Source organism: Streptomyces sp. 3211.6 (genome assembly GCF_003634815.1).
GTDB classification, from domain to species: Bacteria; Actinomycetota; Actinomycetes; order Streptomycetales; family Streptomycetaceae; genus Streptomyces; species Streptomyces katrae_A.
In genome coordinates this window covers 208,133-225,197 of sequence record NZ_RBXC01000001.1, presented here as the reverse complement: position 1 = coordinate 225,197, position 17,065 = coordinate 208,133, and the positions used below count along the sequence as shown (strand labels likewise).

The 17,065-nt window shown below is 68.5% G+C and carries 27 protein-coding genes and 4 pseudogenes; 16 read left to right on the top strand and 15 right to left on the bottom strand.

Annotated elements, in window-relative coordinates:
* The first annotated feature begins 212 nt into the window (after positions 1-212).
* From BX286_RS35975 to BX286_RS01115, 3 genes and pseudogenes are all read left to right on the top strand, one after another.
* On the top strand, positions 213-455 hold the full coding sequence (locus BX286_RS35975) for an SH3 domain-containing protein (RefSeq protein ID WP_123995181.1): 243 nt from the start codon (positions 213-215) through the stop codon (positions 453-455).
* 290 nt (positions 456-745) lie between these two features.
* Positions 746-856: pseudogene (locus tag BX286_RS37250) on the top strand (PRC-barrel domain containing protein); the annotation flags it as partial.
* 322 nt (positions 857-1,178) lie between these two features.
* Positions 1,179-1,424: a DUF6381 family protein gene (locus BX286_RS01115; RefSeq protein WP_222842047.1), complete on the top strand. Its 246-nt coding sequence runs from the start codon at positions 1,179-1,181 to the stop codon at positions 1,422-1,424.
* 263 nt (positions 1,425-1,687) lie between these two features.
* On the opposite strand, the gene BX286_RS37245 is transcribed toward BX286_RS01115, so the two are convergent.
* Both BX286_RS37245 and BX286_RS36300 read right to left on the bottom strand, forming a co-directional pair.
* Positions 1,688-1,819, bottom strand: coding sequence for a hypothetical protein (locus BX286_RS37245; RefSeq protein ID WP_261993290.1), 132 nt, complete (start codon positions 1,817-1,819; stop codon positions 1,688-1,690).
* A 134-nt stretch (positions 1,820-1,953) separates the two neighbouring features.
* On the bottom strand, positions 1,954-2,109 hold the full coding sequence (locus BX286_RS36300; protein WP_222842074.1) for a DUF6131 family protein: 156 nt from the start codon (positions 2,107-2,109) through the stop codon (positions 1,954-1,956).
* 119 nt (positions 2,110-2,228) lie between these two features.
* On the opposite strand from BX286_RS36300, the gene BX286_RS01110 reads away from it, so the two are divergent.
* The 4 genes from BX286_RS01110 (at position 2,229) to BX286_RS01090 (ending at position 3,616) form a co-directional block, all read left to right on the top strand.
* On the top strand, positions 2,229-2,648 hold the full coding sequence (locus BX286_RS01110; RefSeq protein ID WP_121014332.1) for a hypothetical protein: 420 nt from the start codon (positions 2,229-2,231) through the stop codon (positions 2,646-2,648).
* Positions 2,649-2,687: 39 nt separating this feature from the next.
* Positions 2,688-2,861 carry a CsbD family protein gene (locus BX286_RS01105; protein ID WP_100862057.1) on the top strand — a complete coding sequence of 58 codons (174 nt, stop codon included), beginning with the start codon at positions 2,688-2,690 and terminating at the stop codon, positions 2,859-2,861.
* Positions 2,862-3,098: 237 nt separating this feature from the next.
* The gene (locus BX286_RS37990; RefSeq protein ID WP_121014330.1) at positions 3,099-3,215 is read left to right on the top strand and encodes a DUF1206 domain-containing protein; all 117 of its coding nucleotides are present in this window, start codon (positions 3,099-3,101) and stop codon (positions 3,213-3,215) included.
* On the top strand, positions 3,212-3,616 hold the full coding sequence (locus BX286_RS01090; protein ID WP_187344054.1) for a DUF1206 domain-containing protein: 405 nt from the start codon (positions 3,212-3,214) through the stop codon (positions 3,614-3,616). The genes BX286_RS37990 and BX286_RS01090 overlap by 4 nt, the downstream gene beginning before the upstream one ends.
* A gap of 32 nt (positions 3,617-3,648) precedes the next feature.
* On the opposite strand, the pseudogene BX286_RS01085 reads toward BX286_RS01090, so the two are convergent.
* From BX286_RS01085 to BX286_RS01070, 4 genes and pseudogenes are all read right to left on the bottom strand, one after another.
* Positions 3,649-3,840, bottom strand: a pseudogene (locus tag BX286_RS01085) (DUF1206 domain-containing protein); the annotation flags it as partial.
* On the bottom strand, positions 3,837-4,103 hold the full coding sequence (locus BX286_RS01080; protein WP_100862055.1) for a hypothetical protein: 267 nt from the start codon (positions 4,101-4,103) through the stop codon (positions 3,837-3,839). The pseudogene BX286_RS01085 and the gene BX286_RS01080, both read right to left, overlap by 4 nt.
* A gap of 397 nt (positions 4,104-4,500) precedes the next feature.
* Positions 4,501-4,683, bottom strand: coding sequence for a hypothetical protein (locus BX286_RS01075; protein ID WP_237293233.1), 183 nt, complete (start codon positions 4,681-4,683; stop codon positions 4,501-4,503).
* Between the two features lie 7 nt (positions 4,684-4,690).
* Complete coding sequence (locus BX286_RS01070) at positions 4,691-4,942, bottom strand: hypothetical protein (protein WP_121014328.1); 252 nt, start codon at positions 4,940-4,942, stop codon at positions 4,691-4,693.
* Between BX286_RS01070 and BX286_RS37240 the strand changes: the two are divergent.
* Positions 4,903-6,429 (top strand): annotated as a pseudogene (locus BX286_RS37240) (transposase); the annotation flags it as partial. The gene BX286_RS01070 and the pseudogene BX286_RS37240 overlap by 40 nt on opposite strands.
* Before the next feature lie 27 nt (positions 6,430-6,456).
* Here the strand turns inward: BX286_RS37240 and BX286_RS01060 are convergent.
* Positions 6,457-7,554 carry a MerR family transcriptional regulator gene (locus BX286_RS01060; RefSeq protein ID WP_079431365.1) on the bottom strand — a complete coding sequence of 366 codons (1,098 nt, stop codon included), beginning with the start codon at positions 7,552-7,554 and terminating at the stop codon, positions 6,457-6,459.
* A 243-nt stretch (positions 7,555-7,797) separates the two neighbouring features.
* Here BX286_RS01060 and BX286_RS36295 point away from each other — a divergent pair, with 243 nt between their 5' ends.
* Positions 7,798-7,950 (top strand): hypothetical protein, encoded by a 153-nt coding sequence (locus BX286_RS36295; protein WP_159036666.1) that lies wholly within the window; start codon positions 7,798-7,800, stop codon positions 7,948-7,950.
* 322 nt (positions 7,951-8,272) lie between these two features.
* Complete coding sequence (locus tag BX286_RS01055; protein WP_159036665.1) at positions 8,273-8,698, top strand: thioesterase family protein; 426 nt, start codon at positions 8,273-8,275, stop codon at positions 8,696-8,698.
* A gap of 372 nt (positions 8,699-9,070) precedes the next feature.
* On the opposite strand, the gene BX286_RS01050 is transcribed toward BX286_RS01055, so the two are convergent.
* The 6 genes from BX286_RS01050 to BX286_RS01025 form a co-directional block, all read right to left on the bottom strand.
* Entirely contained in the window at positions 9,071-9,808 is a 738-nt protein-coding gene (locus tag BX286_RS01050) for a hypothetical protein (protein WP_148710241.1), read from the bottom strand.
* 296 nt (positions 9,809-10,104) lie between these two features.
* Positions 10,105-10,464 (bottom strand): AAA family ATPase, encoded by a 360-nt coding sequence (locus BX286_RS01045; RefSeq protein ID WP_100862050.1) that lies wholly within the window; start codon positions 10,462-10,464, stop codon positions 10,105-10,107.
* 154 nt (positions 10,465-10,618) lie between these two features.
* Positions 10,619-11,167, bottom strand: coding sequence for a transposase (locus tag BX286_RS01040; protein WP_261993604.1), 549 nt, complete (start codon positions 11,165-11,167; stop codon positions 10,619-10,621).
* Positions 11,164-11,703, bottom strand: coding sequence for a winged helix-turn-helix domain-containing protein (locus BX286_RS01035; protein WP_121014325.1), 540 nt, complete (start codon positions 11,701-11,703; stop codon positions 11,164-11,166). The genes BX286_RS01040 and BX286_RS01035 overlap by 4 nt, the downstream gene beginning before the upstream one ends.
* Before the next feature lie 212 nt (positions 11,704-11,915).
* Positions 11,916-12,416 carry a hypothetical protein gene (locus BX286_RS01030; protein ID WP_100862049.1) on the bottom strand — a complete coding sequence of 167 codons (501 nt, stop codon included), beginning with the start codon at positions 12,414-12,416 and terminating at the stop codon, positions 11,916-11,918.
* A 162-nt stretch (positions 12,417-12,578) separates the two neighbouring features.
* Positions 12,579-13,085: a DUF3995 domain-containing protein gene (locus tag BX286_RS01025; protein ID WP_261993289.1), complete on the bottom strand. Its 507-nt coding sequence runs from the start codon at positions 13,083-13,085 to the stop codon at positions 12,579-12,581.
* Positions 13,086-13,394: 309 nt separating this feature from the next.
* Between BX286_RS01025 and BX286_RS36290 the strand changes: the two genes are divergently transcribed.
* The 6 genes from BX286_RS36290 to BX286_RS01000 all read left to right on the top strand — a co-directional run bounded on the left by BX286_RS36290 (position 13,395) and on the right by BX286_RS01000 (position 15,897).
* Positions 13,395-13,556 (top strand): hypothetical protein, encoded by a 162-nt coding sequence (locus BX286_RS36290; protein WP_159036664.1) that lies wholly within the window; start codon positions 13,395-13,397, stop codon positions 13,554-13,556.
* 73 nt (positions 13,557-13,629) lie between these two features.
* Positions 13,630-13,791 carry a hypothetical protein gene (locus BX286_RS36285; RefSeq protein ID WP_159036663.1) on the top strand — a complete coding sequence of 54 codons (162 nt, stop codon included), beginning with the start codon at positions 13,630-13,632 and terminating at the stop codon, positions 13,789-13,791.
* A complete protein-coding gene (locus BX286_RS01015; RefSeq protein WP_100862045.1) occupies positions 13,788-14,552 on the top strand; it encodes an MBL fold metallo-hydrolase in 765 nt (254 codons plus the stop codon). Before BX286_RS36285 ends, BX286_RS01015 begins: the two co-directional genes overlap by 4 nt.
* 92 nt (positions 14,553-14,644) lie before the next feature.
* The gene (locus BX286_RS36280) at positions 14,645-14,884 is read left to right on the top strand and encodes a winged helix-turn-helix domain-containing protein (RefSeq protein WP_159036662.1); all 240 of its coding nucleotides are present in this window, start codon (positions 14,645-14,647) and stop codon (positions 14,882-14,884) included.
* A 123-nt stretch (positions 14,885-15,007) separates the two neighbouring features.
* Positions 15,008-15,466, top strand: coding sequence for a transposase (locus BX286_RS01005; protein WP_100862044.1), 459 nt, complete (start codon positions 15,008-15,010; stop codon positions 15,464-15,466).
* 116 nt (positions 15,467-15,582) lie between these two features.
* Positions 15,583-15,897 (top strand): DUF6191 domain-containing protein, encoded by a 315-nt coding sequence (locus tag BX286_RS01000; protein WP_148710240.1) that lies wholly within the window; start codon positions 15,583-15,585, stop codon positions 15,895-15,897.
* Between the two features lie 9 nt (positions 15,898-15,906).
* On the opposite strand, the pseudogene BX286_RS00995 reads toward BX286_RS01000, so the two are convergent.
* Together BX286_RS00995 and BX286_RS35970 are read right to left on the bottom strand one after the other, a co-directional pair.
* Positions 15,907-16,136 (bottom strand): annotated as a pseudogene (locus BX286_RS00995) (transposase); the annotation flags it as partial.
* A 401-nt stretch (positions 16,137-16,537) separates the two neighbouring features.
* A complete protein-coding gene (locus BX286_RS35970) occupies positions 16,538-16,900 on the bottom strand; it encodes a hypothetical protein (protein ID WP_148710239.1) in 363 nt (120 codons plus the stop codon).
* Between the last annotated feature and the right edge of the window lie 165 nt (positions 16,901-17,065).

The following is a 17,065-nucleotide window of genomic DNA, read 5'->3' as shown; positions in this document are numbered from 1 at the left end:
CAGCGTCCTCCCCCGCGAGCGCATCGCCCGGCCATCAACAAAGGCCGAGTGGTGGAAATCCACACGCGGGCACGACACCTGTCGCGAAATCCCATCGGCCATCTCCTCCATCCGACCAGGCCTGATTCGACAGCAGCACGCTGCTACGGATCAGTAGCCATACAGAAAGATGTGTTCGAGACATACGACGCCGCGGTCGATTGGTGGGAGGCATGGTCGGACGAGGAGGCCCCGGCGTTGCCGCCGCCGGCTCCGACCGCACGCCGCAGCCCGGCCCGCATAGCCTCGGCGACGCCCGTGCCGCAGATATCTCCACGGCCGTGGGTGTGCTGCGGCGTGGGGAGCCGTTCACGCCTTCAGTCACCGACGGCGCCTGGCTGCACGTCACCACCGCCTCGGGCATCACGGGCTGGGTCGACGACGGTGACCTCCCCTCGACCACGGCCCTCGCCTGAACTGACCCGCCCGTACGTTCCCTTCTTTCAGGAGCCCTCTTCGTGTCCGACATCCCCGACGTCTTCGACGGCGACGTGCTCGGCCTTTTCGCCGCCCGGATCGAGGCCCAGTTCGGCCTCGGCCTGAGCGAGCTGACCCTGGCCGTGCCCGCCGCCCCTCAGACTCATCCCGGTGCCACCCAGGCGGTCCACTGGTACGGGCTGCTCTCCCAGGCCCAGCAGGTGCTGGAGACTGCCGAGGACGCGCTGGTCGCGGCGCTGGAGACAGCGGTCGGGGATCAGCTGGACGATCCTTCGGCATGGACGACGTCCTGCCCGAGGAAGAGGCAGCCATCTTCCAGCACTACGGCCTCACCTACCGGCCCGGTGCGGGCGGCGAGCGGCAGCTCGCCCGCCGCTGAGCCCTCACTCGCCCGAGGAGGTGTCCACGTCGTGAAGGCCTTCTTGATCCTGGTCATCGTGGCGATGGTGCTGGGCATCATCGGCGCTGTCGCCGAAGGCATGCTCTACCTGCTGGTCATCGGCATCCTGGTCTTCGTGGCGGCCCTGGTGTACCTGGGCATGCACGGGCGCTGCTCCGGGCGCCGCCACCTCCGCTGAGAACGCCGGGTGACCTTTTGTACCCGGCCTGTGCTGCGGGGATAGCGGTGGGTGACCGTGCGGCATGCGCGGGGGCGGGGGTGCTGTTTCGGTGGTGGCATCCGCTCTCCCCAGGTCCCAGGAGTGATCACGAGTGTTGCAGGCGAGTCCGGCAGCCGTGCACAGCAGATGCGTGACCAGGCGGAGAAGATCGAGCAGGCCGCGGCGCGTGCCACCGGCCCGGCGGAACGCCGGCGGCTGAAGGACAAGGCCCGCCGGATCTTGGACCAGAGCAAGAAGGAGAGCGAGCGGGACAGCGACATCGAACCCCATATGACGGCCCTGCACTTGTACCGGCCGGTGGCTGCCCGCGCGATCCTTTCTGCGTGAGGCAGATGCCGGCCGGTGTTTCGCGTCCAGTGCTCACAGCGGCCGGTAGTCGCAGCGGTATGGGCCGGTGGTCAGGCGCTGAGTAGGCGAAGAAGGATCGGTATTGGCGCAGGGCCAGGCGCTGCCTCCAGGATTCGGGGCCTGGTCGGGGCTGTCGACTGGTGGCGGTCAGCGTGCCGGACAACGACCGAGGTCGGGGCAGCGGTGGCGGAAACAGTGGTGGGCGGGTCAGTGGGCCGGGCGACGGCGCCGTAGTACCGATCTCACGGCGAGGTAGAGGACGTCGGCGATGAGCAGGAGCACGCCGGCGGAGAGCGGTACAGCATGCCGTCGACGGTCGCGCCGATGATGATCAGCACGATCGCGGCGATCAGCAGGAGGTAGAAGAGGGCCATGGTGTGATGCCTCGGTTCGCGGTTGCGCGTGCCCCAGGCGCGGCAGGCTGGTCGTGGCGGCCGTGCTGTATGCGTCCTCGGCGGCGGGGGTCGTGCGGAAACGGGGGTCGTTCCCCGCACGGGGTCAGGGGCGGCTACCAGTAGTGCCGTCGTCCGCCGACATTGTGTCCGACGGATCCTAGGATCCACAGGATGATGCCGAGGACGACCAGGATGATCCCGAGGGTCCACAGGATGGAGATGCCGACCACGTATCCGACGACCAGCAGGATGATTCCGAGGACGATCATGATGTGCGCCGATCTCATGGAGTGACGCAAAGCCCCTGTTCCCAGTCTGGATCTGCCCTCTGCTGGTGGCTTCCCGGGCAGGACAGTCCTACCGTGGAGAGACACCTCTGGAGCGCGCCATGCTCGTCATCCTCGGACTCGTCCTCCTGATCGCCGCCCTGGTCGTCGGTGTGGCAGGCGTCGTGACCAACGACGGCAGCGCCCACGAGCTGACCGGCGGATTCTCCGTATTCGGCCACGAGGTCACCGGATCCACCGGCACCCTCTTCCTCTACGGCATCGTCGTCGGGGCCGTGGCCCTGCTCGGGCTGAGCCTCCTCCTGGCCGGTGCCCGCCGTAACTCTCATCGCGGCCACGAAACCGGCCCCGAAGTCGACAAGTCGCGCCGGGGAGCAGCCACCGCCGGCGACGACCGCGCCGACGTCGTAGACCAACGTGGCATCGCCCGCCCAGAGGCGACGGTTGGGCGAGAGTCCAACCCGGGCGGAGAGCGCCGGAGGGGGCTCAACCCGTTCAAGCACCGATCGGATCCCCGGTAGGCCGCCACATACCGGCGCACGACTTAAGGCAGGCACCCCATGAGTATCGGCAAGAAGATCGCGCACAAGGCCGAGGCGGTCAAGGGCGGCGCCAAGAAGACCGTCGGCCGTGTCACCGGCAGCTGGCACCTGCGGGCCGAAGGCCGTGCTGACCAGGCCAAGGGCAACGCCAAGCAGGCCGGGGCGAAGATCAAGGACGCTTTCAAGCACTGAACACAGCGCCCTGCCGGCCGACAGCAGGGCCCCGGAGGTGCCACGTATGGCCATAAGGAAAGGCAATGTCTTCCACGCCAGGTCCCAGGGCCGGCGTGTGTCCAACAGCCGCGCCATGGAGGTCTTGTCCAGGGTCGGACTCTCCGGGCGGGGAGTGATCTACGTACTGGTGGGGCTGCTGGCCGTACAGATGGTTTCGGCGGCGACAGAGGCAAGGAGGCCGACCGGTCCGGCGCGGTGAGGACCATCGGCGAGCAGCCATTCGGCCGGGTGCTGCTATGGGCGCTGGTCGTGGGGCTGGCGGCTATGGCGCTGTGGCGCCTGTCCGAGGCCGCATTCGGACGGGCGCGGTGACGGGCGGTGACAGGTGGACCCGCCGCCTGGGCTCTTTGGGGCTGGCGGTCTTCTACACCGTGATCTGTATCGGCGTGGTGCAGACCGCGCCGGTCGGCGGGTCCGCCGGAGGCCGTCCCGGCGATGAGACCTCGAAGGACTACACCGCGAGGGTGCTGACCTGGCCCTTCGGGCGGGTCATCGTCGGTGTGGTCGGAGCCGTCCTGGTCATCGTCGGCGTGGTGATCGTGGTCCGGCGCCTGATGCGGAACGGCAACAACCTCAACCAGCTGACCCTCGCCATCAACTCCGGCGACCGCCCGGCGGACGCCCACCTCGACGCGGTGCTGACCGCCGTCCGCCGGGCCACCGACCGGGTCCAGGCCGCCACCGACCGACTCCGGGCTTCGCAGAACGAGTAGAAGCCGAACAGCAGGAGGCCCACCGCCGCGGCGATCAGCAGAACGGGCCCGGCGGGTGTGGCGGCGAACGAACGCAGCGTCTCGTCCATGCCCTTGGCTTCGCCGGGATCGAACCGCACCGCGGCCAGCACGACGAACAGCCCGGCCACCGCCGCGACCACTCCGGTCGCCACGCCGCCGACGATGCCCAGCCCCGCGACGACCCGCCGCGTCACCGGGCTCATCTCGCCCGTGCGGAGATTCTGCTCGAACTGACGTGGCCGAGGTGTCGGCGGGCGGCGAACATCTCGTAGATCAGCTCACGTTCGCCGGCGATGGCGCCGGCGGCATGCTCGGGGTCGCGGGCGGCGGCGAGAGCGCTGCGGGCGAGGAACGCGGGCAGGCTCGTGCGGGCTGCTGCGGCGGCTGTGGCGAGGTGGTGCTTCTCGTCGTCGTTGAGGCGGACGCTGCACACGTAGCTGCGCTTCTCGGCGGCGGTCTTCGGCAAGCGCCCGCGGGAGGCGTTCTTCGTGACGCGGCGTTTGCGTCGCGGTACGGGCTTCCCCTCCGGCTGCGATCCGCCCTCGGTCGCTGCCTCGTGGACCGGTGCCCCCTGGCTCCGGTCCGCTCCCGCCACTCCTGGGGCGGGCTTGGCCAAGACGCGCTTCCCCAACGGGGAAGAGCGTCTTGGCCGATAACTTGCCCCTCCTGGGAGCGAGTTGCTGTCCGGCGATCGGTGGTCGCGTCCGGGGGACTCGGCCCGTTCGACGCGCTGGTTCTGCTCTCCTTCGGGCGGGTTCTCGGCTGAGGACACGGGGGATTCGGCTCCTTCCGGGAGGCGAGGCGCGGGAACAGGGCGGCGGCCCGGGGGCTGGTCCGGGCCGCCGTACGGGCAGGGGGGCAGCTCACCCGCACAGGGGGCAGCGCGTGAAATGGCGGGTCAGCGCCTTGGCCATGTTCTGCTTCACCGCCAGGGCGTGCCGCGTGCTCGACTTGGAGGCGGTGCTGCCCGCGTGACGGGCGGCGTGGTTGCGCAGGAACGTGATGTCGCGTTCGTATCCGGCCTTCAGTCGGTGAATCGCTCGCACGTCTTCATCAGCGGGTGGCTCCTTCGGAGGATGTGGTGGAGGCGGTGGCGGCCCGAAGCGCGGTCAGGACAGGACCGATGTGCTCATTGCCGAGCGGGATTCCGCGGGCGTGCATGATGCCCCGCAGCTGCGCCCTGGTGATCTGTACGTTCCCCTCGGCCGCCAGGACTGCGGGGACGTCCGGGAGGACCAGCTCGACGACCTCGGCCTCGGACAGGCGGCGCGGTCCGGGCCGGCGGTCCGACCGTCCGGTGTGCACACGTGCCCGGATGGTCCCGGGGCGTACCAGTCCGGTCCACGTCCGATTCGGTCCGGTTGTCGGTCCGAGTGGAGATCGTCGTTCCCGAGGGCGGGGGACGTGCTCGGCTGAGCGTGGACAAGCTCGGCGCGCTGGGCGAGCCGGAGTCGCTGACCTGGCTGAAGGCCACCACGGAGGCGATGCTGCCCAGGATCGACCTGTCGGACCTACTGTTCGAGGTTCACTCCTGGACCGGGTTCCTCGACTCCTTCGGGCACGTCTCCGACCGGCGTACCCGCATGGAGGGGCTGCTCGTCTCCCTGGTTGCCCTGCTGGTCTCCCAGAGCTGCAACATCGGGCTGACCCCGGTCATCGACCCGAACAACAAGGCGCTGACCCGCTCGCGGCTCTCGCACGTCGACCAGAACCACGTGCGCGCCGACACCATCGCCGCGGCGAACGCCGCAATGATCGGCGCACAGTCCCGCATCGAGCTTGCCCAAATGTGGGGAGGCGGGCTGCTCGCCTCCGTCGATGGCTTGCGCTTCGTCGTTCCGGTCAAGAGCATCAACACCGGGCCCTCGCCCAAGTACTACGGCTACAAACGCGGCGTCACCTGGCTCAACGCCGTCAACGACCAGGTCGCCGGGATCGGCGCGATGGTCGTACGCGGCACCCCACGCGACAGCCTCTACACCCTGGACACCCTGCTGAACCTGGACGGCGGGGTGAAGCCGGAGATGGTGGCCACCGACAACGCCTCCTACTCCGACATGGCGTTCGGCCTGTACAAGATGCTCGGCTTCCGCTTCGCCCCGCGCTTCCGTGACCTCGCCGATCAGCGGTTCTGGCGGGCCGACCTGCCCGACGGCGAAAAGCCGTCGGTCGGGTACGGACCGCTGGAGGACGTGGCCTGCAACAAGGTCAACCTGAAGAAGATCGCCACGCACTGGCCGGACATGCTGCGGGTGGCCGGGTCGCTCATCACCAACCAGGTACGGGCCTACGACCTGCTGCGGATGTTCGGCCGCGAGGGCACCCGACCCCGCTGGGGGCGGCATTCGCCGAGTACGGGCGGATCGACAAGACCATGCACCTGCTCGGCCTGGTCGACCCGGTGGACGACACCTACCGGCGGCTGATGAACCGGCAGCTCACCGTGCAGGAGCCCCGCCACCGGCTGGCCCGCGCGATCTGTCACGGCGGCCGGGGCCAGATCCGCCAGGCGTACCGCGAGGGCCAGGAGGACCAGCTCGCCGCCCTGGGCCTGGTCCTCAACGCCGTGGTGCTGTGGAACACCCGCTACCTGGACGCCGCCGTCGCTCAACTCCGCGCCGAGGGCCACGACCTCAAGGACGAGGATGTCGCCCGGCCCTCCCCACTCAAGGACCGGCACATCAACTTCCTGGGCCGCTACCTGTTCAACATCACCGCCAGCGGCCCCGGCCAAGGGCCTGCGTCCCTTCCGCGTCCCAGACGCGTCCGAGGACGGTGACGAGGAGGAGTAACCCGGGTCAGTCCGGACCGGTGCCCATTCAAGCTATGAGCAGGCGGAGGCCGAGGTCTGCCGCGTCGAGGTGGGCGAGGTCGCTGTTGCGCTCGGCCCACCGGCCGGAGTCGAGGTCGTCGCGGAGGCTTCGCACCGCCCGCTGCTCGGCGTCCGGTCCGACCCTCGTCCATACCGACACCGCACGGCGGACGTGATCCTCCAGATACGCGTCCGGTCGGCGCCAGTACGCCTCGAACAGGCCGTCAGTGCAGTCCCACGGGATGGGCACCGGCTCGGCGCGGGCGCCGATCGCGTCGGCCATCCCCGCAAGTGAGGGAAATTCTGCGAGGACGGTGGCGAACTCGGGCAGGTAGTCGCGGGTAAGCCAGAACCGGTCCTGCCATCCGGGCTCGTCGGTGTCGAACGTGAGCACCACCACGCGGCGGGCCACGCGCCGCATCTCGCGCAGCCCCGCTATCGGGTCCCCCCAGTGGTGAACAGTGGAGACGGCCATCGCGACGTCGAAGGAGTGGTCCTCGAACGGCAGGCTCTCCGCGGCGGCGGCCACGCACGGCGCCGAGCCGGGAGGCCGCTGACGCCGCATGACCTCCGACGGCTCCACCGCAGTCACCTCGCGATCGGCCGGCTCGTAGGAGCCGGTGCCGGCCCCGACATTCAGCACCGTCCGCGCGTCCCCGAGCGCGTCCAAGATCTGCGCTGCGATCCGCGGCTCGGTGCGCCGTGTCGCGGTGTAAGCGCCGCCGATCGCGTCGTACAGCCGTGCACCGAGCATCCCCAGTTGCTCCTCTGGTGTCACCTTCAGTCCCCTCGCCCGTGCCTCAAGTTCCCTGTCAATGGCCGCCATCATGGCGTCAGCACGATCACGCCGCTCCAGCAGCAGGCCACGCAGTCGGCGCAGGTGCGCGACCGCGTCGGTGGACGAGTCGCCGACCAGTTCCGCAACCTCCCGCAACCCGAAGCCCAGCCGCCGGTAGGCCAGCACCTCCCTCAGCCGCTCGACGTCACCCGCCGAGTAGGCCCGGTACCTACCCGCGGTCCGCGCCGACGGGCGCACGAGCCCGATCTCGTCATAGTGATGCAGCGTGCGGACGCTCACGCCGGCCAGCTCGGCCACGCGCCCCACGGTCCAGTGATCTTCCACGGCACCGACTATGCAGCCTGACGTCACGTGAGGGTCAAGAGCCGCACTCATGACCCGCAAGAGCCGACGCGGAGCCGTAGCCGCACGCCGCGTTACTGTCAGAACATCCTCGCCTGCAACGCGGCCATGGCCGAGTGGTGGCCCTGGGTCATGGAGCCGCGTGCCAACCTCATGCGCTGGGCCCTGACGAACCCTCAGGCCCGTACCCAATAGCACGGTTGGGAGATGCACGCCGCGGCCTACATCCGGCTGCTGAAGTTCGCTCAGGCCACTCACAAGGACAACGCCGAGCTCGTCGACCTGATCGCCGAGGTTCGACAGAGCCCGGACGTCGAGCGGATCTGGCGCACCGAAGCCCACCTGGAAGCCGACCGCTGATCATCCCCGCCCTGGGCTGGGAGGCCATCGAAGTCGTCTCCCACGTCCTGTACCCGGCGTCGATGCCGCACTGCCGGTTCGTAGTGATCACCTGGGTCGAGGCCGAGACCTCCGACGACGAGACCGACGCCCTGGGAGGCAAGCGCAACTGGGGGGCCTGGGGGCCTGGGGGCCGGGGCGTGGCCGTCCGGACGACAGATAGCATTCGGACGGCTGTTCCCCGCAGCCCCCGGGCCTAGCGGGCGGACGGGTGTGCCAGTCCGTCCTCGTATCGGCCAGGCGCCTCGAAGGCGCGGCAGATCCCACAACCTCAGGAGTCACCGTGTCCCGACACATCTACGACTGCCCCGTTCGCTGGTCGGACCTCGACGCGAACGGCCACCTCAACAGCTCCCGTTACGGCGTCCTCCTGGAAGAGACCCGCATGCGCATGTTCAGCATGCTCGTCCCCCAGGACCCCGCCGAGCGCCTGGCCCGCAACTTCCTGCTGCGCGAGCAGACCATCCGCTACCAGCACCCGCTGGAGACCTGGGAGACCCCGGTCCGCATCGAAGCCTGGGTGACCGACGTCAGGCGTGTCTCCCTCACCTTCCACTTCGAGGTCAAGGACGACGAGCATGTCTACGCCACCGCGACTTCCGTGGTGGCCGGCTACGACTCCATCCGGGGCGGTATCCGCCGCTTCGAGCAGGATGAACTCGACGTGTTCAACAGCTACGCCGACACCGTGCAGGGAACCGACGGCTGAACCGCCGGCCGCCGGACCCGCCTGCGGGCGTGTCAGGGGCATGCACGCAAACGCTTGTCTGCCTCCCTGACAGCGGCCACCAGGAATTCCCCATGGACGGCCAGTTGCGAATGTAACCGTGGGTGACCGCTTCCGGCTCGACTGTGTCAGTCGTGGACTCATGGCCGATTGGTCGGTCGGCGCCTTCCGGCCCAGGTCAGTACCCCCTCCTCTGCTTGGGCAGCCAGGGTGGAAATCGGCCACCCCGTGCTCGGCGCCGCATTGAGCTGTCGGCGAGTCGGGGAACCTGTGGCGCGTCGCACAGCACGGGAGGTGGCTGGGCCGGGTGTCGGCTGCCCAGCCTGATTGTCAATCTCGTGGTGAGACGGCCACTTATCCGATGCACCCCGGGACAGGGGAGGGGCTGCCGGTGCAGTTGGTCGGGGTGTTGGCGGTCACCGAGGAGGTGTTGAGCGTTGCGGTGCCGGCGACGTAGTAGATGCCGCCGGGGTTGATACCTGCGGCGTTGCCGCTGACCACGCTGCTGGTGAGGGTGAGGGTCGCGTTGACGCTGGCGATACCGGCGGCCTGGTGGGCGGTGTTGTTCTTGACGTCGCTGCTGGTAAACGTCGCCGCTGCCGCGCCGCCGGTGCTGTAGATGGCGCCGCCGACGCCGTCGGCGGCGTTGTTCGACAGCTTACTTCCGGTGAGTTCCACCGCGCCGAAGTTGAGGATGCCGCCCCCGTTTGTGGCCGTATGGCCGCCGCTGAGGGTGACGGCCTTGAGGGTGATGCCGCCGGTCTTGCTGACCTGGGCGATGCGGAAGTTGGTCGCCGCTGCGCGGGTGATGGTGTTGGCGTTGCCCTCGAAGGTGATCGAGGTGGTGATGATCGGGAGTCCGGTGGGGCCGTTCACTCCGTCGTCGCCGTGGCTGGCGGTGAGGGTGTATGTGCATCCCGGGGTGAGAGTCACTGTTCCGCCGCCGGCGGAGTTGGCCGCGTTTACCGCAGTGACCAGGGACGACTCATCACAGGCGACGGCCGCGTGCGCGGTCGCGGGCAGGAGGACAGTCGTGCCGGCGGCCAGAATGGCGGACCCTGCCACAGCGAGCATCGTGCGACGGTGACTCATGAAAACTCCCTGGACCGAGAGAACCCAGGCCCCCTCGCTCTGGACCGGACCGCGGATCGATCGGATGAGCTGAGAACGCTTCAAGATCCTCGAAGTTACGTCACCAGACAGCGGAACACCCGAACGGGGAAGACCCTCGGCCAGGGCGCGGGTCGAGGCAACGGTTGCGTCCACGCGAGGGCGTCACGCTGAGCCACCGCCCTGTCGATGACTACACGTTGTGACATCTGGGGCCAGATGACTCCCCATCAGGTGGCCGCGAGCGGGGAATCTGAACTGGCCCCCCCGCTTTGAGGTCAGCGCGCCCGGACGAATGCTGCGATCTCGGCTGTCCCTGACTGGTAGCCGTCAGACGTGTCCACGAGCAGGGTGGGCACGTCGAGGGAGATGTCGACGAACCCCTCGGGGCTGTAGGCGCCGGCGGCGATGTCGGTACGGAGCTGACGGTCGCCGTGGGCGGCGCGATGCCTGTCCGAGCGAGCGCGCTCGGTCATGCGCTCGATGATGGTCAGTGTTGGGGTGACGCACCGGCCCTGCTTGATCTCGTCACGGATGATCGCGGGGCAGCCGAGTTCGAGGGCGAGGCTGCGTGCGAGGGTGGTTTCTCCAGTGCCCGGTGGTCCGCTGACCACCACGAGGGTCTGCCTTGCTGGCATTTCCCTGAGCTCCCGGAGAGGTTGGCTGGCCCGTTGATGCCCATCAGGCAAGACCGCTCCAGACGATGCTGTAGCGAGCTGCGTGAGAAGAGATGGGAACAGGTCGCGTAAGACGTCAGTTCACAGGGTCTGCGCCGACGGCAGGATGGCCCGGTTACTGAGGTTGTAGGCGTGGTGTCGTCAGGGTGAGGCCGGTCGCCGCGAGGCATCCGTCGATGATGTCGCTCCGGTATTGGATCTGGCGGAGGCCGTGTCGTAGTCGGCGGATGAGGTGGTCGGGGTCGGTGAAGGCGGTGTTGGCCTGACTGGTCCGGCGGAGGATCGACCAGATGCCTTCCACTGGGTTGAGGTCGGGGGTGTAGGGCGGCAGATGGTAGGCGGTGATCCAGTCGTGTGCGTCGATGAAGGCCCGCATACGGCGGTCTTTGTGAACGTTCAGGTTGTCCCAGATGAGGACGATGGGTGCGCCGAGCTGCTGGTGGGCGGCGACGAGGAGGTCGCGGTACTCGGTCCAGGCGAAGCTCTTGCGGCCTCCGCTTTTGTGATCGGCGTGCCGTTTGGGCCGGTAGACCAGGCGGGAGCGCATCCCGGGTCTGTAGCAGCACAAGGCGGCGATGGAGAAGCGGCGCTGGGAGCGTCCGCGGACCCGGATGACCGGTGTGTTGCCGCGTTTGCTCCAGGTGCGTGAGGTCGGCGGCGTCATCGAGAACCCTGCTTCGTCTTCGAAGACGATCCAGGCCCCGAGCGCCGCCGCGGTGTTTCCACGTGCGGCCACACGTCCTTCACCCAGCCGGCCACAGCCGCCTCGTCACGCTCGACGGCCCGACGGGCCGGGACCTGGTGGCTCCAGCCGTGCCGCCGCAGCATCTGGGAGATGCCCGACAGCGTCATGGACTTGTGGAACCTGCGGCCGATCAGGGTCTTGATCCTGGCCAGTGTCCACCGCTGATCCGGCCAGCCATGCGCGACCGGGCCCTTGGCCAACTCCTCCTCAAGCACGGCGAAGAGCGCATCGCTCAACTTGGGACGCGACGCCGGGCCGCGGGAACGGACCCCGTCCCGACCGGCCACACTCCAGGCCTGCCGCCACCGCTGGACCGACCGGACGCTGACCCGTAACTCCTTCGCGACCTCGCTACTGCCCCGCCCGGTGGCGAACATCGCCACCGCTTCCATCCGGACCCGCTCGCGGAAGGCTTGCCTCTCCGCGGTCAGACCCCCACCCTGCGGATACCTCATACCTCCGGCATACCGCGACGATCAACGATCGTCAGCCCCTACGACAACCCGACTTCAAAGTCAGTAGTCGTGCGGGTCAGCCCGGGACGGGGTGGCGGCGGGTAGGTGCACCCACTCATCCTGTGGGCGGGCGGTGAATGCAGCCGGTCCGCACCTGCGGCAGTCCGCTGCCGTTTCGGCGTCTCGCCGGCGAGCGCCTTGTCGTGATGTGGTCAGGCTGTAGCCCGGGATACGGCCTGTTCGAGAACCTGGTACATGACGTGGGGGTGCCGGTTCTCGGCTGGCGCCCACAAGGCACGTGCTCTTTGGTCGTCCAACTGAATGAAAGCGGCCAACAGTAGCGTGTGGGGCCGACGTTGGAAGAGCAGCTCGCCGTGCAGTCCACGGGTGGGGCCGGCGGAGAGGAGCACGAGGTCCGGGGTTCTGTGCCGCACCGGCCAGCCGAGTACGCAACCCTCGGACGGGGCCGGGCGGAGCTGCAGGCCGAGTGCGGTCCAGCCCTGGGTGAGGGCCTGCCGCGTGTCAGAGGCTGCGTCTTCCAGGACCGTTCGCGCCCATTGCTCGGCGGTGCGGTTCTGAGCCGGGTCGAGGTCGGTGAGCACGGCGTTCTCGTAGTCGATCCGCACAAGTGTGCTGAGTGCGTGAGCGGCAGGCGGCACCGCGACGTGGCGCACGCGGTCCGGAGTCCGCGGATGTGACGTGGGATCAACCATGGCTACTCCTCATATGTGGGGTTGGGTTGTCGGCGAGCGATTCGGGACGCATCGCCCGAGGCGATCAGCGCCGCCAGTCGGGGGGACCTGCTCTCCGACGCTGTGATCACACCAGCCACCGCGAGATCATCTCGCCTGTGACCAGCAGTTGCGTGACGGCTCTCAACCGATCCCGGTAGCCGCCGAGGTCACGGACAGGATCAGGGCACCGAGCGCGCCCACAGCGCCGTAGAGCCGTAGCTCGCGCCGATCACGGCGTGGGCGGACATACAGCGCGGTGGCCCCGGCGAAGGCCAGACCACCGACGATGAACCACGGCCCCCACAAGTAGAGGTACCAACAAGTCAGCGCAGCCAGGTCCGGCTCAACAGAGACGGCCCCGGCCTCGGCCAGCACACCGTGGACGACGAAGAGGCCGCCATGCCAAGTGAGCAGGATCGCCGAACCACCCCCGCAGAACACCATGAATCGGCTGATTCGCGCGCCCCGCGCTCGCGTCAAGCCGATGCCGAGCAGTGCTCCGACGAGCTTCAGGAAGCCGGTCACCACCAGGACGGCCACGAACCACGGCACTCCGTCGCGAGCGAGCTGCACCAGCGACGGCGACACCGTCGTCCGGGCGCCGAAGGTACTGCCCGTCGCCCACACGAAACTGGGTACTGCGAACAAGAAACCCCATCCCGCTGCGGCGTACCCAGGCCATGCGCTCAGGTGGAGGCGGACTGCCCGGCGTAGGACGGGACGTGCTGTGTCGTCCGGGGAACGCGTGATCGACATGGCTCGATCGTGGTCCGGACGGTGACGACTTGCGTCATCCGCATGGAGGATCCGCCTCCCCCATGCGTGCTACCTCTCGGCGCTGGACACGGCAGCGCGCACCATACGGCGGGGGCCAAGACCTTGGCGGCCCTGCCGAAGCCGGTGGCTGATCTGGTCCGACGGCTGGGGGTGTGGGGGCGAAAGGACCCCATCACCCCGATGCCGCCTGACGAGGTCCTGCGCACCGTTTTCTCCCGCGCTTACCTGCGCCCGCTCGACGGCGTCGGACACCTGCCGCACTACGAGTGCCCCGACGAGACCGCCGCGGTCCTCATGGACCTTCTGCACAATTCGGTCGCGGACGGCCATGACGTCCTATGAACCGAGTCACAGCCCATCACGGGATGCCGGGATGCCCTGTCTCCTGTATGTGAGCACGACGAACGGAGATGTCATGAAGATCTTCATGTCCGGCGCGACCGGCACCATCGGCAGTCGGCAGGTGGCCCAACTTGTCGCGTGCGGCCAGGAGGCCGGCGGCGTGCCAGCCGTGCGCTCATGGCTGGACGCGGACTTCGGCGATCGGCATCTCGTCGAGAGCGGGGCAGGCCGATGATCCTGGCGCAGGCTCGCAGGTGGTACGAGCTGGAGGAACTGGACGACGGCCTCGTTCGCATCACAGAGCCGCACGTCGACAAGTTGGTGCGGGCCAACCTGTGGTGGTTACGCGGCACGGAACGCGACCTCGTCGTGGACGCGGGCCTGGGCGTCGCCGGCCTGCGTCGGCACATCCCCCGCATGTTCGAGCGGGATCCGCTGGTCGTCCTCACCCACGCACACCTGGACCACGTCGGCGGAGCACACGAGTTCTCAGAACGGGCGGCCCACCAAGCCGCTGCAGAGACCCTGGCGCAGGGCGTGCCCGCCAGCCTCTACGGCCCCGGGCTCTACACGGAAATCGGCATGGACCCGGCCGGAGAAGACCTGCCTGGATTGCTGATCAACGCGCTGCCCCACACCGGCTACGACCCTCGCACCTACCGCGTGGAGCCGCTCACGGTGCACCGCCCCCTCCAGGACGGAGACGTGATCGACCTGGGCGGGCGCTCACTGACCGTCCTGTACCTTCCCGGCCACACCCCCGGCTGCATCGCCCTCCTCGAAGAACACACCGGGGCACTGTTCAGCGGCGACGTCATCTACAACGGCCACCTCATCGACGACCTCCCCGAATCCGACCCGCCGGCCTATCGGCGCAGCCTGGCGCTCCTGGCCGACCTGGACATATCCATCGCCCACCCCGGCCACGGCCGCAGCTTCGACGTGCACCGCCTGCGGGAACTCGCACGCAACTACCTCGGCGCGCCCTACGCGTAGGCCCGGCGCGGTGCCGGAGAACTCGAGCATGTTCAGGTCCGCGGCGCCACACCAAGCTGGACGACACCCAGGTCGAGACGGTCCGGGCCGCGTTGGAGCAAGGTGCCCAGGCGCATGGTTTCGAGGCCGACCTGTGGACCCTGGAAGGAGCCGGCGCGGTCGTCACCCGGGCAACGGGGGTGGTGTTGTCGAGGGCGTCGGTGTGGCGGCTGCTGACCGGCCGGCTCGGATGGAGCCTGCAACGGCCCGAGCGGCGGGCGGTCGAGCGGGACGAGCCGGAGATCGCCCGCTGGATCGCGCACGAGTGGCCGCGCATCGAAAAGGGGCCGTGAACACACGCGCCTGGATCGTCTCCCTCGACGAATCAGGCGTCTTTCTGCTCCCTCGGATCCGCCGCACCCCCGAGGGCGGGGACTCCACTCCTGCGGCACTGCCTGAACTGGAAGCGCGCGTCGATGGCCGGGGCCTTGGGTTACCACTCCACCGAACCCGACCGAGGGGCCCGCCCGTGCTTCCGCCTCAAGCCCGGCAGCTACGACACCGCCGCCCTCATCGAGGTCCTGGAGCAGATGAAGGTGTTCTACCGCGGCGAGCGAGTGGTCCTGGTCTGGGACGGCCTGTCCGCCCACTGGAGCCGGGCGATGCGGGCCTGGGCCGCCGAACAGGACTGGCTCACCCTGGAACGACTGCCCGCCTGCGCTCCAGAGCTGAACCTGGTGGAACTGCTGTGGTCCTCGCTCAAGAAGCGTGAACTCGCCAACCTCGCCGGCGACCACCTCGCAGGTGTCGCCGACGCCACCGAGCAAGGGATCCACCGCATCCACACCAACCCCCGACTGCCATGGTCATTCCTCGCCCATACCGGCCTGACCATCCACCCGCCACACCCACCGAACTTACGAAAAGATCAGTAGAGGTCATCTCAATTGGTGCTGGCCCAGCTCTCGCGGGGTGGACACGTACGAAGGGTCGGTGTCATTGCGCGTTGGAACCGTGTGCGGTGCTGGGGCGTTGAAACAGCATGATGATGATGGTGGGACTGCTGACCATGACGGTGTTGGTACTGGTCCCCTTCATGCTGGCGTCGATCCGGCACGTACTGGTACGAGTCGGCCGTCCAAAGTGGCTGTGCCGCCTCCTGAGAGCCCGGACGCCGCGAAGCGGGGTGGGCGTCGGGGCCACAGTCGCCGATGAGCTGCATGCGTTCTTGAACGCCAACAAACGTGTGCAGCTCGAGCGCCGCCAGGAGGAGCTTGTCCTACGAGATGACACGCTCGACGGCGCTCCACCGCAGATGGGTATCGACCTGGACGCAGGAACAGCGGTTGTCCGGAAGCGCCCTTGAAAGCCCAATTCACTGGATGAGCCAGCGGAAGCAGCAGATCAGGGCGGCCGCGATCCCGGCGAAAGCGAGGACGTGTTCAGCCGTGCGCTTGTAGCGGCGATGCAGGCGTCGGCAGCCGGCTGGGCGGCCGGCCACGCCACAGTCCGCTCCACGGTCCAACGGTGACGGCTCAGTCGCTTGGGGGTCTCGGTACCCTTGCGAGCGTTGCGCGGCGTGGTGTGCCGGGAACGGAGCCACCTGCAGGCGGGTGGCCATGACCTCGTCGAAGGGGTAGTCGCGCGGGTTGCGGTGCTGGCCGGCGGCCGGTTCGACCGGCCTGGTCAGCATCTCGGTCATGTCGTGCTCGTCTCGATCGTGTTCGAGTGGTGCAGGAGGTGGTGCTGCCTGCCCCGGCGTGCAAGGCGGGGGGCTGTGGTCCGGCTACCGGGAGCTGGGGATGGCCGGGAGGGCGTGCGGGCGGCGAGGGGCGCGGTCTCGTCGTCGCGGAACGCCTGGACTTCGCGGGCGCGCTGGCTCATGACGAACTCGCCGATGGGCACACAGAAGTCCATGCGGCGGATGCAGATGCCGATCATGTCGTCGACCCCGCGTCTGGGGGTCGTGTCCGGGCTGCTGTCGTGCCTGGGTGGGAGGGGCCGGCTCAGGCCCTTGTCGCACGTGGCACAGCACCAGTAAGGACTTCGTTGATGGTCGTTTCGGTGGTGATGTCGTAGGTGCGGGCGATGTGCTGGGCTCGTGCGATGACCTTCCTCACGGGGGCGTGGTTGCCGGTTGCGGCTTCGATGTGGAGGAGGTCTCGGTAGAGGACTTCGGAGGTCTCCTCGACGTCGAGGGCGTGTTGGATGGTGTGGCGGGCGGCGTCGAGGTCGGGATTCTTGCTGCGGGTGTGCCAGCGGGCGAGGGTGTGGGTGGTGTCGGTGATCCGGGAGTGCATTTCCTGGATGACGGGGTCTGCCCAGGGCAGGGTCCGTCCTTCGAACGGCCAGCCGCGGACCAGCGCCATGGCGGCTTCCAACCCTTTGGTGTCGGCGGCGAGGCCGCCTCGGGGCGGCCAGCGTCTTGAACTCGGCCCAGTCGAAGGTGACGGAGGGGTGGATGGCTTTGTTCACGTTCAGCGGTTCCGGCTCGATTTCCGTGACGCGTGCACGGTGAGTGATCTCCGCCGGGA

What these genes read in the sequence shown, in the direction of transcription:
- BX286_RS35975 (WP_123995181.1), top strand. Translation starts at nt 213, where the DNA reads ATGGTCGGACGAGGAGGCCCCGGCGTTGCCGCCGCCGGCTCCGACCGC.
- BX286_RS37245 (WP_261993290.1), bottom strand. Translation starts at nt 1,819, where the DNA reads ATGGCCCTCTTCTACCTCCTGCTGATCGCCGCGATCGTGCTGATCATC.
- BX286_RS36300 (WP_222842074.1), bottom strand. Translation starts at nt 2,109, where the DNA reads ATGATCGTCCTCGGAATCATCCTGCTGGTCGTCGGATACGTGGTCGGC.
- BX286_RS01110 (WP_121014332.1), top strand. Translation starts at nt 2,229, where the DNA reads ATGCTCGTCATCCTCGGACTCGTCCTCCTGATCGCCGCCCTGGTCGTC.
- BX286_RS01105 (WP_100862057.1), top strand. Translation starts at nt 2,688, where the DNA reads ATGAGTATCGGCAAGAAGATCGCGCACAAGGCCGAGGCGGTCAAGGGC.
- BX286_RS36295 (WP_159036666.1), top strand. Translation starts at nt 7,798, where the DNA reads ATGCACGCCGCGGCCTACATCCGGCTGCTGAAGTTCGCTCAGGCCACT.
- BX286_RS01050 (WP_148710241.1), bottom strand. Translation starts at nt 9,808, where the DNA reads ATGAGTCACCGTCGCACGATGCTCGCTGTGGCAGGGTCCGCCATTCTG.
- BX286_RS01045 (WP_100862050.1), bottom strand. Translation starts at nt 10,464, where the DNA reads ATGCCAGCAAGGCAGACCCTCGTGGTGGTCAGCGGACCACCGGGCACT.
- BX286_RS01040 (WP_261993604.1), bottom strand. Translation starts at nt 11,167, where the DNA reads ATGACGCCGCCGACCTCACGCACCTGGAGCAAACGCGGCAACACACCG.
- BX286_RS01035 (WP_121014325.1), bottom strand. Translation starts at nt 11,703, where the DNA reads ATGAGGTATCCGCAGGGTGGGGGTCTGACCGCGGAGAGGCAAGCCTTC.
- BX286_RS01030 (WP_100862049.1), bottom strand. Translation starts at nt 12,416, where the DNA reads ATGGTTGATCCCACGTCACATCCGCGGACTCCGGACCGCGTGCGCCAC.
- BX286_RS36290 (WP_159036664.1), top strand. Translation starts at nt 13,395, where the DNA reads ATGCCGCCTGACGAGGTCCTGCGCACCGTTTTCTCCCGCGCTTACCTG.
- BX286_RS36285 (WP_159036663.1), top strand. Translation starts at nt 13,630, where the DNA reads ATGAAGATCTTCATGTCCGGCGCGACCGGCACCATCGGCAGTCGGCAG.
- BX286_RS01015 (WP_100862045.1), top strand. Translation starts at nt 13,788, where the DNA reads ATGATCCTGGCGCAGGCTCGCAGGTGGTACGAGCTGGAGGAACTGGAC.
- BX286_RS01005 (WP_100862044.1), top strand. Translation starts at nt 15,008, where the DNA reads ATGGCCGGGGCCTTGGGTTACCACTCCACCGAACCCGACCGAGGGGCC.
- BX286_RS01000 (WP_148710240.1), top strand. Translation starts at nt 15,583, where the DNA reads ATGGTGGGACTGCTGACCATGACGGTGTTGGTACTGGTCCCCTTCATG.
- BX286_RS35970 (WP_148710239.1), bottom strand. Translation starts at nt 16,900, where the DNA reads ATGGCGCTGGTCCGCGGCTGGCCGTTCGAAGGACGGACCCTGCCCTGG.